General features: G+C 36.6%; 15 protein-coding genes. 14 read left to right on the top strand and 1 reads right to left on the bottom strand.

What is annotated here, in order from left to right; all coding sequences use genetic code 11:
- Positions 1–2: 2 nt before the first annotated feature.
- From ACIQYS_RS00190 to ACIQYS_RS00125, 14 genes are all read left to right on the top strand, one after another.
- A complete protein-coding gene (locus tag ACIQYS_RS00190; RefSeq protein WP_402973080.1) occupies positions 3–812 on the top strand; it encodes a pyruvate, water dikinase regulatory protein in 810 nt (269 codons plus the stop codon).
- A 219-nt stretch (positions 813–1,031) separates the two neighbouring features.
- Positions 1,032–2,861, top strand: a complete 1,830-nt coding sequence (dnaG, locus tag ACIQYS_RS00185) for a DNA primase (RefSeq protein WP_402973077.1) — start codon at positions 1,032–1,034, stop codon at positions 2,859–2,861.
- A gap of 28 nt (positions 2,862–2,889) precedes the next feature.
- Positions 2,890–4,014, top strand: coding sequence for an RNA polymerase sigma factor RpoD (gene rpoD / locus ACIQYS_RS00180; RefSeq protein ID WP_142538295.1), 1,125 nt, complete (start codon positions 2,890–2,892; stop codon positions 4,012–4,014).
- 80 nt (positions 4,015–4,094) lie between these two features.
- Complete coding sequence (locus ACIQYS_RS00175) at positions 4,095–4,658, top strand: hypothetical protein (protein ID WP_402973074.1); 564 nt, start codon at positions 4,095–4,097, stop codon at positions 4,656–4,658.
- Positions 4,659–5,110: 452 nt separating this feature from the next.
- A complete protein-coding gene (locus tag ACIQYS_RS00170) occupies positions 5,111–6,067 on the top strand; it encodes a sugar kinase (protein WP_402973071.1) in 957 nt (318 codons plus the stop codon).
- Positions 6,068–6,095: 28 nt separating this feature from the next.
- Positions 6,096–6,716 (top strand): bifunctional 2-keto-4-hydroxyglutarate aldolase/2-keto-3-deoxy-6-phosphogluconate aldolase, encoded by a 621-nt coding sequence (locus ACIQYS_RS00165; protein WP_402973069.1) that lies wholly within the window; start codon positions 6,096–6,098, stop codon positions 6,714–6,716.
- 16 nt (positions 6,717–6,732) lie between these two features.
- A complete protein-coding gene (gene uxuA / locus ACIQYS_RS00160) occupies positions 6,733–7,806 on the top strand; it encodes a mannonate dehydratase (RefSeq protein ID WP_402973066.1) in 1,074 nt (357 codons plus the stop codon).
- Positions 7,806–8,642: an SDR family oxidoreductase gene (locus ACIQYS_RS00155; protein WP_402973063.1), complete on the top strand. Its 837-nt coding sequence runs from the start codon at positions 7,806–7,808 to the stop codon at positions 8,640–8,642. Before uxuA ends, ACIQYS_RS00155 begins: the two co-directional genes overlap by 1 nt.
- A 6-nt stretch (positions 8,643–8,648) precedes the next feature.
- The gene (locus tag ACIQYS_RS00150; protein WP_402973060.1) at positions 8,649–9,653 is read left to right on the top strand and encodes a LacI family DNA-binding transcriptional regulator; all 1,005 of its coding nucleotides are present in this window, start codon (positions 8,649–8,651) and stop codon (positions 9,651–9,653) included.
- A gap of 94 nt (positions 9,654–9,747) precedes the next feature.
- Positions 9,748–11,085 (top strand): gluconate:H+ symporter, encoded by a 1,338-nt coding sequence (locus ACIQYS_RS00145; protein WP_402973057.1) that lies wholly within the window; start codon positions 9,748–9,750, stop codon positions 11,083–11,085.
- 175 nt (positions 11,086–11,260) lie between these two features.
- The gene (locus ACIQYS_RS00140) at positions 11,261–12,400 is read left to right on the top strand and encodes an acyl-CoA dehydrogenase family protein (RefSeq protein ID WP_402973054.1); all 1,140 of its coding nucleotides are present in this window, start codon (positions 11,261–11,263) and stop codon (positions 12,398–12,400) included.
- Positions 12,401–12,537: 137 nt separating this feature from the next.
- On the top strand, positions 12,538–12,909 hold the full coding sequence (gene cccA, locus ACIQYS_RS00135; protein ID WP_402973051.1) for a cytochrome c550: 372 nt from the start codon (positions 12,538–12,540) through the stop codon (positions 12,907–12,909).
- A gap of 105 nt (positions 12,910–13,014) precedes the next feature.
- Positions 13,015–13,707, top strand: coding sequence for a tRNA (adenine(22)-N(1))-methyltransferase (locus ACIQYS_RS00130; protein WP_402973048.1), 693 nt, complete (start codon positions 13,015–13,017; stop codon positions 13,705–13,707).
- A 3-nt stretch (positions 13,708–13,710) separates the two neighbouring features.
- Positions 13,711–14,829: a Nif3-like dinuclear metal center hexameric protein gene (locus tag ACIQYS_RS00125; RefSeq protein ID WP_402973045.1), complete on the top strand. Its 1,119-nt coding sequence runs from the start codon at positions 13,711–13,713 to the stop codon at positions 14,827–14,829.
- A gap of 39 nt (positions 14,830–14,868) precedes the next feature.
- Here ACIQYS_RS00125 and ACIQYS_RS00120 read toward each other — a convergent pair whose 3' ends face one another.
- A complete protein-coding gene (locus ACIQYS_RS00120; RefSeq protein WP_402973042.1) occupies positions 14,869–15,849 on the bottom strand; it encodes a 4-hydroxy-3-methylbut-2-enyl diphosphate reductase in 981 nt (326 codons plus the stop codon).
- Positions 15,850–15,945: the final 96 nt, after the last annotated feature.

Genomic DNA, 15,945 nt, shown 5'->3' with positions numbered 1-15,945 from the left:
CGATGAAAATGTTAAACCTGTTTATTGTCTCAGATTCAATCGGTGAAACGGGCGAACTAGTGGCAAAGGCGGCGGTAAGTCAATTTAGACCAGGTCTTCAACATACGAAGTTAAAAAGGTTTACCCATATTGATTCATTGGATCATATTAAAGAGATTACAGAACTAGCGAAAGAACAAAATGCCATTATTTTGTATACGCTCGTGCAAAAGAATATGCGAAAAGCGTTAATCGAATACTGTAAAGTATATGGATTAGATTCAGTAGATTTAATTGGTCCTGTGATTAATTTATTAGAGAGAAATTTAGACGAAAGAGCATTTGAAGAGCCCGGACTAGTTCGTAAGCTAGATGAAGATTATTTTAAAAAAATTGAAGCAATTGAATTTGCAGTAAAATATGATGATGGAAGAGATCCACGTGGCTTATTGCAAGCAGATATAGTATTAATAGGTGTTTCCAGAACTTCAAAAACGCCTTTGTCTCAATATTTGGCCCATAAAAGATATAAAGTGGCAAACGTTCCATTAGTACCGGAAGTAGAACCTCCGGAAGAACTATTTCAAGTAGATCCTGCAAAATGCTTTGGATTAGTAATTACACCAGAAAAACTAAATTCCATTCGAAAAGAAAGATTAATAGCTATTGGTTTAAATGATGATGCTAGTTATGCTAAAATAGAAAGGATAAATGAAGAAATTACTCACTTTGAAAAAGTAGTAAAAAAAATCGGGTGTACCGTAATCGATGTAACAAATCGGGCGGTAGAAGAAACGGCCAATTTAGTAATTAATTATATTCAGCAAAAATAATTATAAAAAAAATGAACCGATTCACGTTTGTGAAAAGGTTTTTTTGTATTGCGAATCGAATAAAGTATAGATTAATAATATGAAATGTTTTATAATAGTTAATTGTGGAAAAAAATAATAACTATATGAAACTTTTTTTATGAATTATTTTGTCGTTTCTTGCAGGATTTTTCTTGTTTATCTCGAAATAATAAAGTAGCAAGTAAAGATGGTGAATTAATGACAAATCGTATAGAAGAAGAAGTTATCGAACAAGTTAGGAATAACACAGATATTGTCGATGTTGTTAGCGAATATGTTCAACTAACGAAAAGAGGTAGAAATTATTTTGGTTTATGCCCTTTTCATGGAGAGCAAACACCATCCTTTTCAGTAACGCAGGAGAAGCAGATTTTTCATTGTTTCGGATGTGGTGCTGGCGGAAATGTAATCACATTTTTAATGGATATCGAAAATCTTTCGTTCCAAGATGCGATAAGTAAACTTGGAAGTCGAATAGGCCTTTCGATTGAAGAAAGTTCCTCTGATCATTCAGAAGCAAAAGCACCTGTCTCAAAAGAAGTATCTACTATGAAAAAAGCGCATGAATTTGCAAGCGATTATTTTCATCATTTGTTACTTCATACGGAGGAAGGAGAAAATGCATTACATTACTTAGAGGAAAGAGGGTTTTCTACTGAAATCATCGAAAAGTACAAAATCGGCTGGTCATTACCTAATTGGGACGCTTTAACAACATTATTGACACGAAAAGGTATGGATTTACAAGAAATAGAGAAAACTGGGCTTATTATCCGAAAAGAAAATGAATTAAAGTATTTTGACCGATTTAGAGGAAGAATAATGTTTCCTGTTTTTGATGAAACAGGACATGTCATCGCTTTTTCAGGGAGAATACTGGAAAAAAATGAAAATGAAGCAAAATATTTAAATAGCCCGGAATCACCTATATTCCAGAAAAGCCAGGTACTTTATAATTTAGATAAAGCTCGTCTAGAAATTCGTAAACAACGAAATGTAATTGTCTTTGAAGGATTTTTAGATGTTATTGCGGCATCTACAGCTGGAATTTCCAATGGGATTGCAACTATGGGGACGGCTTTGACGTCTCAACATATAACCAAACTGAATAGATTGACATCAAACGTCACATTATGTTATGACGGGGATAAAGCTGGTATGGAAGCGGCTAAACGAGCAGCAATCGCTTTGCAGGCTCAAAACATTCAAACAGAGATTGCAATTATTCCGGATGCAATGGATCCAGATGATTATATTAAAAACTACGGAGAAGAAGCTTTTCGTACGAAAATTATGGAAAAGCCTCATTCCTATTTATCCTTTATGATGATTGTTTCCAAGCGCGATAAGAATTTTAATAATGAAAATGATACATTACAGTATATTCAAGAAATATTGGAAATACTGAGTGAGAGAAATTCTTCTGTAGAGCGCGATTTGTACATTCGACAACTTTCACAAGAAACAAACGTTTCGGAGGAAGCAATCTATCAACATTTACGAAAGCTTCAAGGAAAAAAAGCCAAACAATTTAAAAGTGAACCATCCAATCCTCTCCCAGTTAATCAGGAATTGACTAAAAAGAAGAGGACTATATCGGCAGATGAGAGAGCGGAACGAATGTTACTTTCTCATATGTTACACAACGCACAAATAATTGATATAGCACGAAATAATGCTGGAGAACAATGTTTTATAAGGGATGCATACGAAGCAGTGTTTGTACGCTTAACCGGATTTTATGAACAGTATCCAGATGGAGATTATCAACGATTTTTAGAATTACTAAATGATGCACAACTTAGAAATATAGTTATGGAAGCTGCGCTCTCAGAACGTGATCCAGAACATGAAACAGAGGAAGTCATGGACTGCTTGCGCCATATTCGAAAATACCGGATAGAACAACAAATTGAGCGGAAGTTACATGAAGCGAAAGAAGCAGAGAAAATGACGGATATGACAAAAGCTTTGCAACTTGCTCAAGAAGCTATTCAGTTAAAAAAGTCGTTAGCAACTTTTGAATAAACATCCGGTAGCAAAAGGAGGATTTCTTATGGCGGACAAGTCTGAACGTACAAAAGAAACGGATATTGAACTATCATTAGAAGAAGCAAAAAAACAATTAATCGAATTAGGTAAAAAAAATGGGGAGTTAACGTATCACGATATTGCGGAAAAACTAGCTCATTTTGAATTGGAATCCGACCAAATTGAAGAATTTATCGACCATTTGGAAGGAAAAGAAATTGAACTTAGCCGTAAAGATGGTGATGAAGAAGATTTAGATCGTTTGATGAAAGGGAAAGAAGAAACTTTCGACTTAAATGATCTAAGTGTGCCACCTGGCGTAAAAATTAATGATCCCGTTCGTATGTATTTAAAAGAAATCGGACGAGTGGATTTACTTAAAGCATCTGAAGAAATTGCACTTGCGGAACGAATCGAACAAGGGGATGAAGAAGCTAGAAAACGTCTGGCAGAGGCAAACCTTCGTTTAGTAGTAAGTATTGCAAAACGTTATGTAGGTCGTGGAATGCTATTTTTAGATTTAATCCAAGAAGGAAATATGGGACTCATTAAAGCAGTAGAAAAATTTGATCACCGTAAAGGGTTCAAATTTAGTACGTATGCTACTTGGTGGATTAGACAAGCTATTACCCGTGCCATTGCAGACCAAGCACGTACGATTCGTATTCCAGTGCATATGGTCGAAACAATCAATAAATTAATTCGAGTACAACGACAATTACTGCAAGATTTAGGTCGTGAGCCTTCTCCGGAAGAAATAGGAGAAGAAATGGATTTACCTCCAGAAAAAGTGCGTGAAATCCTAAAAATTGCACAAGAGCCGGTTTCTTTAGAAACACCTATTGGAGAAGAAGACGACTCTCACTTAGGCGATTTTATCGAAGATGCGGATGCTCAATCCCCTTCCGATCATGCTGCGTATGAACTATTAAAAGAGCAATTAGAAGATGTGTTAGATACATTAACGGACCGAGAAGAAAATGTACTACGCCTTCGATTTGGCTTAGACGATGGCCGTACGAGAACACTGGAGGAAGTAGGTAAAGTATTCGGTGTCACGCGTGAGCGTATTCGTCAAATTGAGGCGAAAGCACTTCGTAAACTTCGTCATCCTTCTCGCAGTAAACGTTTAAAAGATTTCTTAGAATAATGTATGAAGAGACATCCTTGTAGGGTGTCTTTTTCTGCTTTATACTTATGGATAACTGTCAGATGAAATGAGGACGAGTAATGTCGGTTCAACGTAAACAAATTATTCTAAACGAAATTGCTTTTTGGAAGAAAAATAACCTACTTCCTGAACATTATTGTGACTTTCTAACGGCACTTTACGCGCAAGGTGAAGATGTTGAGGATCAGGGAAAAGAGAAGTATTCCCAAGCTTTACTAGCGAAGAAAAAAAAGAACACAACGTTTTTATATGTAATACTTGGAGCAATTACAGCCTTATTAATAGCATTACTTATACTAATTACGACCGCTGCATTTATCCCCATTATTGCGGCTGGAATTGCAATTTGCATTTTTTTATACATAGCTATTAAATTAGCAAAAACAAAATCGGTGATGACACCCTTATTATTCGTTTTATCAGCACTATTACTTTTAGGAATATCGTTTAAAGTGTGGGATGTTTACTTTTTTGATTATCCAAGTGTGTTAATTGGCTTGATCATTGGCAACTGTTTACTTTGGTTGTTTTCCGGATTGTTATTGAAATTAGTGTATTTTAGTGTTTCAGGCATTGTTGGAATAGTACTTATTTTATTTTATTTATTTAGGTTTTATTTATAATGCAGACTAGCATTACAGTAAAATATTCAATCACGTTTTTTGGGACGTTGAATTGAATGTTTAATAGCTATAATTATTTGTTCTTTTTTAAAAAATAATGAAAAAACGTCAACTTACTATAATAGTTGGCGTTTTTTTATGCTTTTGGAGAAAAGCCGCTCCTGCGCCTGCCCGTTGCAGGTCACACAGTCGTTGCGACAAGATGTCGCGAACTTAGACTATACTCCTCTAGCATAGGCGCTTGCGCTTTTATTCTTGGTAAAAGTCCCTATTGTTAATATCAAATAAGCTGAATATTAAATAGTTGACTTACTATTTAAAATTTAGCTTGAAATTGAAAACCCTTTCAAGCTATAATCTAAATAAACCGATTTACTAAACCGGTTTATAAAATAGTTTAGTTGTTTACTAATATAGGAATAACTCTACTCATTTGAAAGGAGTATGTGGTTTTGACTTCTAATTTTGGTGTATTTACACTTGGAGACGCTCTGATTACGTTTAATCCGGCAGAGACCGGACCTCTCAGATATGTTTCAAGCTTCTCAAGAAAAGTGGGAGGTGCTGAATTAAATTTTGCGATCGGATGTGCACGCTTAGGACTTAAGTCAAAGTGGATGAGCCGTTTAGGTGGCGATGAATTCGGTAGAGTAATTTATAATTTTGCACGTGGCGAGGGAATTGATGTTTCGGAAGTGAAATTGGTAGACGGTTATCCTACTTCTTTAAACTTTAAAGAAATTCGGGAAGATGGTTCTGGAAAAACATTTTACTATCGTTATCAATCACCCATTTTAACGATGGAACCAAGTGATATTACAGAAGCTATATTTGATGGAGTGGATATTGTTCATTTAACAGGCGTGTTTTTAGCAATTGACCCAAAAAATCTTGCTATTACAATGCAGGTATTAAAGCTTGCGAAGGAAAAGAACATTCCTGTTTCGTTTGATCCAAATATTCGGTTGAAGCTTTGGACAATGGAAGAAGCAATTACCACTTATATGAAGATTTTTCCGTTTGTGGATATCTTACTTACTGGTCGAGATGAAATTGAATTGATATTAGGAGAGTCTTCTGAGCAATCTCTAGCGAACTTCGCAAAACTATTTCAAATTACCCATCTTGTCATTAAAGATGGTGGAAATGGTGCGAAAGTATTCATAAACAATGAGTGGCATAAGAAAGAAGCATTTAAAGTTCGGCCAATTGATACTGTTGGAGCAGGGGATGGTTTTGATGCAGGTTATATTTATTCCTACCTACATGGATACTCTCCATTTGAAAGCTTACAATTTGCAAATGGGGTAGGGGCACTTGTTACGACAGTTTCAGGCGATAATGAGGGACTTCCTGAACTCGAAGAAGTACTTTCTTTTATTCGCAATGAAAAAGTTATTGAGAGATGAAACTAATTCAATTAAGGAGGAATGTTAGATGTCTAAACATTTAATTCTTGCACAACTATCAGAAACAAAAGTTGTAGCGGTAATTAGGGGCAGTAGTTATGAAGAAGCTATCCAACTGACTAGAGGAGCTATAGAAGGTGGTATTCGTGCAATTGAGTTAACGTATACAACGCCACAAGTACAAAAAGTATTTGAAGAACTACAAGATGTAGATGCATTATTAGGTGCTGGAACAGTGCTCGATCCCGAAACTGCAAGACATGCAATTTTACTTGGCGCAAAGTTCATCGTTAGTCCCCATTTTAGTGGGGAAGTTGCAACAGTATGTAACAGGTACGGGGTTCCTTATTTACCTGGTTGCATGACAATTGGTGAAATGGTGAAAGCGCTAGAAGCAGGATGCGATATATTGAAACTTTTCCCAGCGAATAATTTCAGTCCTTCCTTCATTAAGTCAGTTAAAGGTCCACTGCCACATGTACAAATTATGCCAACAGGTGGGATAAATGCAGATAATATGAAGGATTGGCTCGATGCCGGTGCAGCCGCAGTTGGTGTAGGAAGTGATTTGAATAAAGCATTTAAAGCGGGTGGACATGAAGCTGTTGTAGAAGCTAGCAAAAAATATATAGATGCGAGCAACAATTGAGAGGAGAGGTAGTACGATGAATATTACGTTTCGTTGGTATGGAAAAAACAATGACACTGTGACACTTAAGCAGGTTAAACAAATTCCAGGTACAAAAGGGATTGTATGGGCACTACATCAAAAACCTGTAGGAGAAGTATGGGAAAAAGATGAGATTAAATCCGAAGTCGATTATATCGAATCATTTGGTTTTCATGCAGATGTAGTAGAAAGCGTCAATGTACATGAAGCGATTAAATTAGGTAATAGTGATCGTGATCAATACATCGAGAACTATAAAAAAACGATTCGTAACCTTGCTGAATTTGGCGTTAAAGTAATTTGTTATAATTTCATGCCTATTTTCGACTGGACGCGTACAGAAATGTTCCATCCTTTAGAAGATGGCTCAACCGCTTTGTTTTTTGAAAAATCGAAAGTGGAAAATTTAGATCCACAAGAACTTGTAAAGACAGTTAGCGATGCATCCGATTTAACATTACCAGGATGGGAACCGGAAAAAATGGCTCGTATTGCAGAATTATTCGATGCTTATAAAGAAGTAGATGAAGAGAAACTATGGGAAAACTTAGCTTACTTTTTAAACGAAATATTACCGGTTGCTGAATCGGTTGGTATTAAAATGGCTATACATCCGGATGATCCTCCGTATTCAATTTTCGGTTTACCAAGAATTATTACGGGTGAAGCGAGCTATGAAAAGCTAATCGAAATTTCTGATTCACCTTCAAACGGTTTCACGATGTGTACGGGATCAATGGGAGCTAATCCTGACAATGATATGGTTCAGGTAGCTAGAAAATATGCTTCTCGTTCGCCATTTTCCCATATTCGTAATGTGAAAATTTATGATAATGGAGACTTTGTAGAAACTTCCCACTATACAAGCGATGGCTCGATTGATGTAAAAGGGGTTGTACAAGAGCTACAAAAACAAAATTATGATGGATACGTAAGACCGGACCATGGTCGCCATATTTGGGGAGAGGTTTGCCGTCCAGGTTATGGCTTGTATGACCGCGCATTAGGCATTATGTATTTAAACGGATTATGGGATGCTTTTGAAATGAAGAAAGGGGATGTCGAATAATGATTCCTATTCATGAAAATTTAAAAGATCGTGTTGCTGTTATTACTGGTGGAAGCGGTGTTTTATGTTCCCAAATGGCACGTGAACTTGCTCGCCAAGGGGTTAAAGTAGCAATTTTAAATAGAACAGCAGAAAAAGGTCAAAAAGTGGCTACTGATATTTCACAGGCTGGTGGAACAGCCATTGCAATAGAGACGAATGTTTTAAATAGAGAATCTCTTATTCGTGCAAGAGAAATAGTTTTACAGCAATTTGGTCGTATAGATATATTGATCAATGGCGCAGGAGGGAATCATTCTGACGCAATTACTGGCCCAGAAAAATTTATAGAGAGCGCAGAGGGAAAATCATTTTTTGAATTAGACGAAAACGGTTTTTCAAATGTCTTTTCACTAAATTTTACTGGAACCTTTCTTCCTAGTCAGATATTTGGGAAAGAATTACTAAAAGCAGATGCTCCTGCCATTGTAAATATTTCATCTATGAGTTCTTATGCACCTCTTACGAAAATACCAGCCTATAGCGCAGCAAAAGCATCAATTAATAACTTTACAATGTGGATGGCTGTGCATTTTGCTGAAACTGGTTTGAGAGTGAATTCAATAGCTCCAGGCTTTTTCTTGACAACACAAAACAAGGATTTATTGCTAGACGAAAAAGGTAACTATACGGCTCGTTCTCAAAAAATAATTGAAGCAACTCCTATGAAAAAGTTTGGGAAGCCTGAAGATTTACTTGGAGCATTACTTTTTCTAGTTGATGAATCGTATTCCTCATTTGTTACGGGAACGACATTAGCAGTTGACGGAGGATTTATGGCTTATTCGGGGGTTTGATGTCAGATGAACAATACAACTATAGCTGATGTTGCGTCTCATGCAAATGTGTCAAAAAGTACAGTTTCTCAATATTTAAACAAACGTTACGAATATATGAGTGAAAAAACACGTAAAAGAATCGAAGAATCGATTAAAGAGTTGAATTATCGTCCCAACATTGTAGCACGTAGTTTAAAACAGAAATCTACTTTTACAGTGGGAGTAATCGTTGCAAATATTCTTCATTCATTTTCGACACAAATAATTCGTGCGATTGAAAATAACTTTCATGAACATGGGTTTCATATTATCGTGTGTAATGCAGATGATGAACCAGAAAAAGAAAGAAATTATATCGAGATGCTAATGGCGAAACAAGTCGATGGCATTATTATCTTTCCAACTGGAGGAAATCTTGATTTATATAAGCAAATGAAAAATCAAAAATATCCAATTGTTTTTATGGACCGAACAATTGAATCCATAGATATTCCGACAGTGATGCTCGATAATCTTCAAGCATCTAAGTTAGCAGTTGATCTTTTTGTAGAAAGCGGTTACAAGCGTATTGCAATAGTCACTACTTCAATTATTAGAAATATCAGTCCGCGTGTAGAACGGATTGAAGGGTATAAAAAAGCACTTGCGCTGCATCAATTACCAATTAATTCTGCTTACATTAAAGCTTCGGAGCCAGAAAATATGGAAATGATGCTAGACGAGTTATTTAAACTTGATCAAGTTCCTCAAGCTATCCTGGCTGCAAATGACAGGGTTTTGATTGAAGTATTGAAATATATTAAAAAACAGAATTTAATCATTCCTAATGATATTGCAGTTATCGGGATAGATGATGTGTCATTCGCAAGTTTTTTTACACCGCCTATTACGACCATTTCACAACCTACTATCGAAATGGCAAATCAAGCAGTAAGCTTGCTATTGGATCAAATTAAAAATGGAACGAGTGCTAGTGAAACAGGGGTATATCGATTAGCTGCTATGCTGAATGTAAGAGAATCCTGTTAAATTTATAGATTAAATATTTATTTCAACAAGGTGTGTAAAGAGAAAAATAGAAAAGTGACAATAATAAAGGGATATGATTTGGGAGGAAATTAAGATGGGTTGGATTATGGAATATTTGCCAATAATTTGGGTTGCTCTAGGGGTAGCATTATTACTATATTTAAATATAGTTGTAAAGCTAAATAGTGTATTGGCTCTTCTTATTGTAGCTATACTAGTTGGTATTTTAAATGGTTTAACATTAGATGCGGTCATCGTATCTATCAAAACAGGATTTGGAGGTACGCTCGGAAGCTTAGCGATTATTATCGGAATGGGGGCTGTACTTGGTAAATTAATGGTCGATTCTGGAGCTGCACAACGTGTAGCTTCCACATTATTGAACAAATTTGGCGTAAAAAACGTTGAATGGGCTATTTTAATTGTCGGCTCTATTTTCGGTGTTTCGGTCTTTTATGAAGTAGCTTTTATTATTCTTGCTCCGCTTGTTATAAGTATTGCTATTGAAGCTAAAATGCCTTACCTTCGTTTAGGAATCACGATGGTTGCTGCAGCTACAATGGCGCATAGTATTTTCCCGCCACAACCAGGACCAACAGCACTTGTACAGGCGTATGGTGCGGATATGGGGATGGTATACATATTGGGATTGGTTGTTGTGATCCCAGCAGTTATTGCAGCAGGAATAATATTACCTAGAATGCTACGTAATCTAGATCGTCCAGTACCACCACTATTGAAAAAATCGAAGGAATTTACAGAAGATGAGATGCCTAGTTTTGGAATTAGTTTAATCGTTCCATTATTACCTGCAATCATTATAACGAGTGCTACTGTGTTAAAACTATTTATAGATGAAACAACAAAATTCTCTCAAATTGTAAACTTCCTCGGTAGTGCAGAAATTAGTATGCTACTTGCGGTACTAGTAGCTATTTATGTATTCGGAATACGTAGAGGTCGTAAAATGACAGAAGTTATGTCTTCATTCTCTGGTGCTATTGAAGGCATAGCGATGATTATTTTTATAGTAGGCGCTGGAGGAGCGTTTAAACAAATTATTTTAGATACAGGTATTGGAGATTTCATCGCTGGAATGATGGCAAATACAAGTGTATCTCCCTTAATTATGGCATGGGTTATCACAGCTATGATTCGTATTGCAACAGGGACAGGTGTTGTTTCGGCAATAACTGCTGCTGGAATCGTAGGTCCACTTATCCATACGTTTGATGTAAACCCTGTACTAATGGTATTGGCAACCGCTGCAGGAAGTAATACAATTACTCACGTAAATGATGCATCGTTCTGGTTGTTTAAAGAGTATTTTAATTTATCGATTAAAGATACGTTCAAAACATGGGGCCTTCTATTGTTCACGACATCGATTGTTGGTCTTGGAGTTGTATTAATCCTAAGTTTGTTTATATAAGTATATAGAAGCTGTCTTAAAATTCTTGGGAACAAGAATATAAGGCAGTTTTTTTAAAATTCGGTTGAAAACTTTTCAACATAGCCTTCTTTTTTTATATAAAACTCCAAAATATTTTTATTTTCAGTATAATGAAATAGTAAGCGTTTCAATATTAACAAAGGGGATGGCAGAAATGAACTTTGATTTGACGCAAGAACAACAAATGATCCGCAAGACGATACATGAATTTGCGGATGAAGTAGTAGCACCAGGTGCAATGGAAAGAGACAAAACGAAAGAGTTTCCGAAAGAAATCTTCAAACAGTTAGCCGACATGGGGATGATGGGCTTGCCGTTTGCAGAAGAATATGGTGGAGCAGGGGCAGATACAGTAAGTTTTGCTATTGTTACAGAGGAACTGAGTCGTGCATGTGCATCAACCGGAATCACCTACTCTGCACATATTTCACTAGGTGGAGCTCCTCTAAACTTGTTTGGAACGGAAGAACAGAAGCAAAAGTATTTAGTACCAATTTGTACAGGAGAATCTTTTGGAGCATTCGGTCTAACAGAACCTAACGCTGGATCGGATGCGGGTGGAACTCAAACCACTGCAAAAGAAGATGGCAGTGATTTTGTGATTAATGGCAATAAATCTTTTATCACTAATGCAAGCTATGCAAAACATCTGGCCTTAACGGCAATAACAGATATAAAAGATGGTAAAAAAGAAATATCAGCGATTATCGTACCGACAGATGCAGATGGTTTTAAGGTCATCGACAACTATGAGAAAATGGGACTGAACGCTTCTAATACAACAGAATTAGTACTTGAAAATGTTCGAGTGCCACAAGAAAATTTGCTTGGGAAGCGTGGCAATGGGTTTAGGCAATTTTTAGTGACGCTTGATGGCGGTCGAATTGGTATTGGCGCGATGGCGGTAGGAATTGCACAAGCTGCATTTGACCGTGCATTACGCTACTCAAAAGAACGAAAACAATTTGGAAAAACCCTTTCTGAATTCCAAGTAACGCAATTTAAGTTAGCAGATATGTCGATGAAAATCGAATTGGCTCGAACGATGGTATATAAAGCGGCATGGCTGAAGGACCAAGGTCGAGCATTTGGAAAAGAAGCTTCTATGTGCAAACTGTATGCGTCAGAAATTGCGATGGAAGTCGCAGATCAAGCAATTCAAATTCATGGTGGATATGGTTACATGAAAGAATATGAAGTAGAACGTTTTATGAGAGATGCAAAACTTCTTGAAATTGGAGAAGGTACCTCTGAAGTTCAGCGTATGGTAATCGCAAGACATATTGGATGCTAAGTCGAAATTATGTCTAAATTGTCACAAAGATATAAAACTTCCTCATTTGGACTTTTCGTTTTCGTGAGAATGCAGTACAATATTAGTGTTGACTAATTCTATTTTTGAAAAGTACATATCAAGAGGGAGGGTAAATTATGAAAAAGAATCCAATTATTCCATTTATACTAATTATGGCATTTGGAATTGGTTTAATTTTCTTCTTATCAATGGAAGGCGTAAGCAATAAAGAAGAAATTGCTGCAACGGAAGAAGCTGCTAATGGCGGCGGTGAGACTGCATCAACTGGTGGATTTGATCCAGCGGAATTCGCTCAAGGTAAATGTATCAGCTGTCACGGTAGCAATTTTGAAGGACAAGGTAACTTCCCTTCTCTAGTAGCAACTACATTATCTGAAGATGAAATCAAAGACATTTTAGCAAATGGTAAAGGTATGATGCCAGGTGGTTTAGTACCAGCTGAAGATATCGATGCTATGGCTGCATGGGTTAAATCTTTAGGACAATAATATGAATCATAAAAAGACCTCGGATTTTGTAGAAAATCGGGGTCTTTTTCAATTTTTTATGCGCTTTTATTCCTTTTTGTTATAATAAGCCTGAGGTGTTTACAAGTGAATGCAAAAAATTTATCGGAACGACTAAAAACAGTTGCTTCCTTCGTTGAAGAAAATACTATTTTGGCGGATATTGGAAGTGACCACGCTTATTTGCCTTGCTATTTAGTGCATGAGGGAATTATTACGCAAGCAATTGCGGGAGAAGTAGTAAAGGGCCCATTTGAATCCGCACAAAAGCAAGTAAGAAATGAAGGGTTAGAAAAACAAATAGAAGTACGGTTTGGAAATGGGCTAGATGTTATTCAACTAACAGATAATGTGCAAACAATCACTATTGCGGGTATGGGAGGTCCACTCATTGCTTCTATACTAGAAGCTGGGAAAGAAAAACTTTCAACAGTAGAAAATTTAATATTACAACCGAATGTGCATGCGAAGTCAATTCGTGAATGGGCACAAAAAGAAAATTGGAAAATCGTAAACGAAACAATATTAGAAGAGCATGACAAAATTTATGAAATTTTACTCCTTCAAAAAGGGCAAATGGAACTAACCGAACAAGAACTACTAGTTGGTCCTCTTTTGATGAAAGAAAAATCCTCTGTTTTCCATAAAAAATGGACAAACGAACTTCGCGAATGGCAACGAATCAAAGACCAATTAAATAAAACAACAGAGTCCCAAGAAGTACAACATAAGAAAGAAGAGCTTGAAGGTAAAATCGCTTTAGTGAAGGAGGTCTTATAAAAAATGAAGCAAACTAATGGTCAACAGATCATCTCTCTATTTGAACAATGGGCACCAAAATCACTAGCCGTCGAAGGTGATTCGATTGGACTTCAAGTAGGTACACTAAATAAGCCGGTTTCTAAAGTACTTGTTACACTTGATGTAAACCCAAAGGTTGTACAAGAAGCCATAGAGCTAGGATGTGAGTTAATCATTGCGCACCATCCTCCTATATATCGAGGGATGAAAAATATGCGTACAGATTTACCACAAGGAAAACTAATCGAACGATTAATCAAAAATGATATTGCAGTATACGCAGCGCATACGAATCTCGATATAGCAACTGGAGGAGTAAACGATTTACTAGCAAATGCATTGCAGCTAGAAAATGTAAAAATATTAGAGCGAACAACTGCTGAAAAGTTAATAAAGCTAGCTGTATTCACGCCTAAAGAATCAACGGAACAAGTAAGAGCAGCTTTAGCAAACGCGGGAGCTGGTCAAATTGGTGACTATACCGATTGTAGTTTCATCTCACAAGGAGAAGGACGTTTCAAACCTTCTAACAATGCAGATCCTTATATTGGTCAAGCAAATGAGCTTTCTATCGTTGAGGAAGATAAAATAGAAGTAGTATTGCCAAGTACGATTAAAAATCGTGTGCTAAAAGCATTGCTTGCAACGCATCCTTATGAAGAGCCTGCGTATGATTTATACGAACTGGATGTAGAAGTAAACGAAAAAGGACTAGGAAGAGTAGGTACATTACCAAATTCGATTAGTCTTTCTGCGTATGCCCAAACAGTGAAAAACCAATTACAAGTGCCGTTTGTTCGTGTAGTTGGAGAGTTAGATAAGCCTGTTCAAAAAGTCGCAGTATTAGGTGGGGATGGTAATAAATACATTCAAACAGCAAAAAGAGCCGGTGCAGACGTGTTGATCACGGGAGATTTGTATTTTCATGTAGCGCAAGATGCTGAAGCGATTGGTCTAGCAGTCATTGATCCGGGACATCATATTGAGCAAATTATGAAAACAGGTGTTTCCAACTATATGAATGATAAGTGCAAGGGAAAAAACATCGCTTGTACATTCATTCCATCTAAGCTTTCTACAGAACCCTTTCAACTTATATAAAAAGAAGCTGCTTCCACTATCGAAGCAGCTTCTTTTTACTTAGTTATTAACTGGGTATGGTTCAATTCGATCTACAGGTTTTGGTACTTTTATTTTTGGTAATATTTTTTCAGGCATTACTTTTTTCGTTGTATCATGTGTTGTAGGATCTTTCGGGTCGTATTTCTCTAGAAATTGAATAACTTCTTTCACAATTGGAGTAGGAGTGGATGCACCAGCGGTAACCGCTACATGATTTATATTTTCTAACCACTCTAGCTTTAGGTCTGAAATGTCTCCAATGCGATAAGAAGGAGTTCCTGCAATTTCTTCTGAAACTTGTGTTAGTCTATTAGAGTTATTACTCATCGGATCTCCTACAACGATTAAGAGATCTGCTTCTCCGGCTTGTTCCGCAACTGCTTCTTGTCGGACTTGTGTTGCAAGACAAATTTCTTTATGAACCTCAATATGTGGATATTTATCTTTTAATCTATCCATTAGATGTACAACATCCCATTGAGACATCGTTGTTTGGTTTGTTACGAGTAATCTATCAGTTTCAAGTGTTAAGTTTTCAACATCTTGTAATGTTTGGACGAGATGTACTTTGTCTGGTGCAACGCCAATTGCACCTTCTGGCTCTGGATGACCTTTTTTCCCAATATAAATAATGTCAAAGCCTTCTGCTGTTTTTTCTCTAATCAAATCATGGGTGACTGTCACATCAGGACAAGTAGCGTCAATCGATACTAATCCTTTTTTACGAGCAAGTTCTTTTACTTCGGGAGATACTCCGTGTGCAGTAAAGATCACAGTACCTTCGTCCACTTTAGAAAGAATATCTAAACGATTTTCACCGTCTAACGTAATAATTCCATCTTGTTCAAATGCATCTGTTACATGTTTGTTATGGACAATCATTCCTAATATATATATAGGCCGTGGAAGAGTAGTATCAAGTGCAGCATTGCGGGCAATAATCATTGCATCGACCACACCATAACAATATCCTCTTGGCGAAATTTTTTGTACAATCATTTCAGAAACTCCCTTCTGGTACGAACATACATCTATTATAACGGAGCTCTAACATGAATACAAAAGATTAACTTTTTTCATAAAGGCCCCACCTTT

The organism is Psychrobacillus sp. NPDC096426 (assembly GCF_044762745.1).
GTDB lineage: Bacteria > Bacillota > Bacilli > Bacillales_A > Planococcaceae > Psychrobacillus.
Note: the sequence above shows the minus strand (reverse complement) of the source record. Positions and strands in the feature narration are given on the sequence as shown.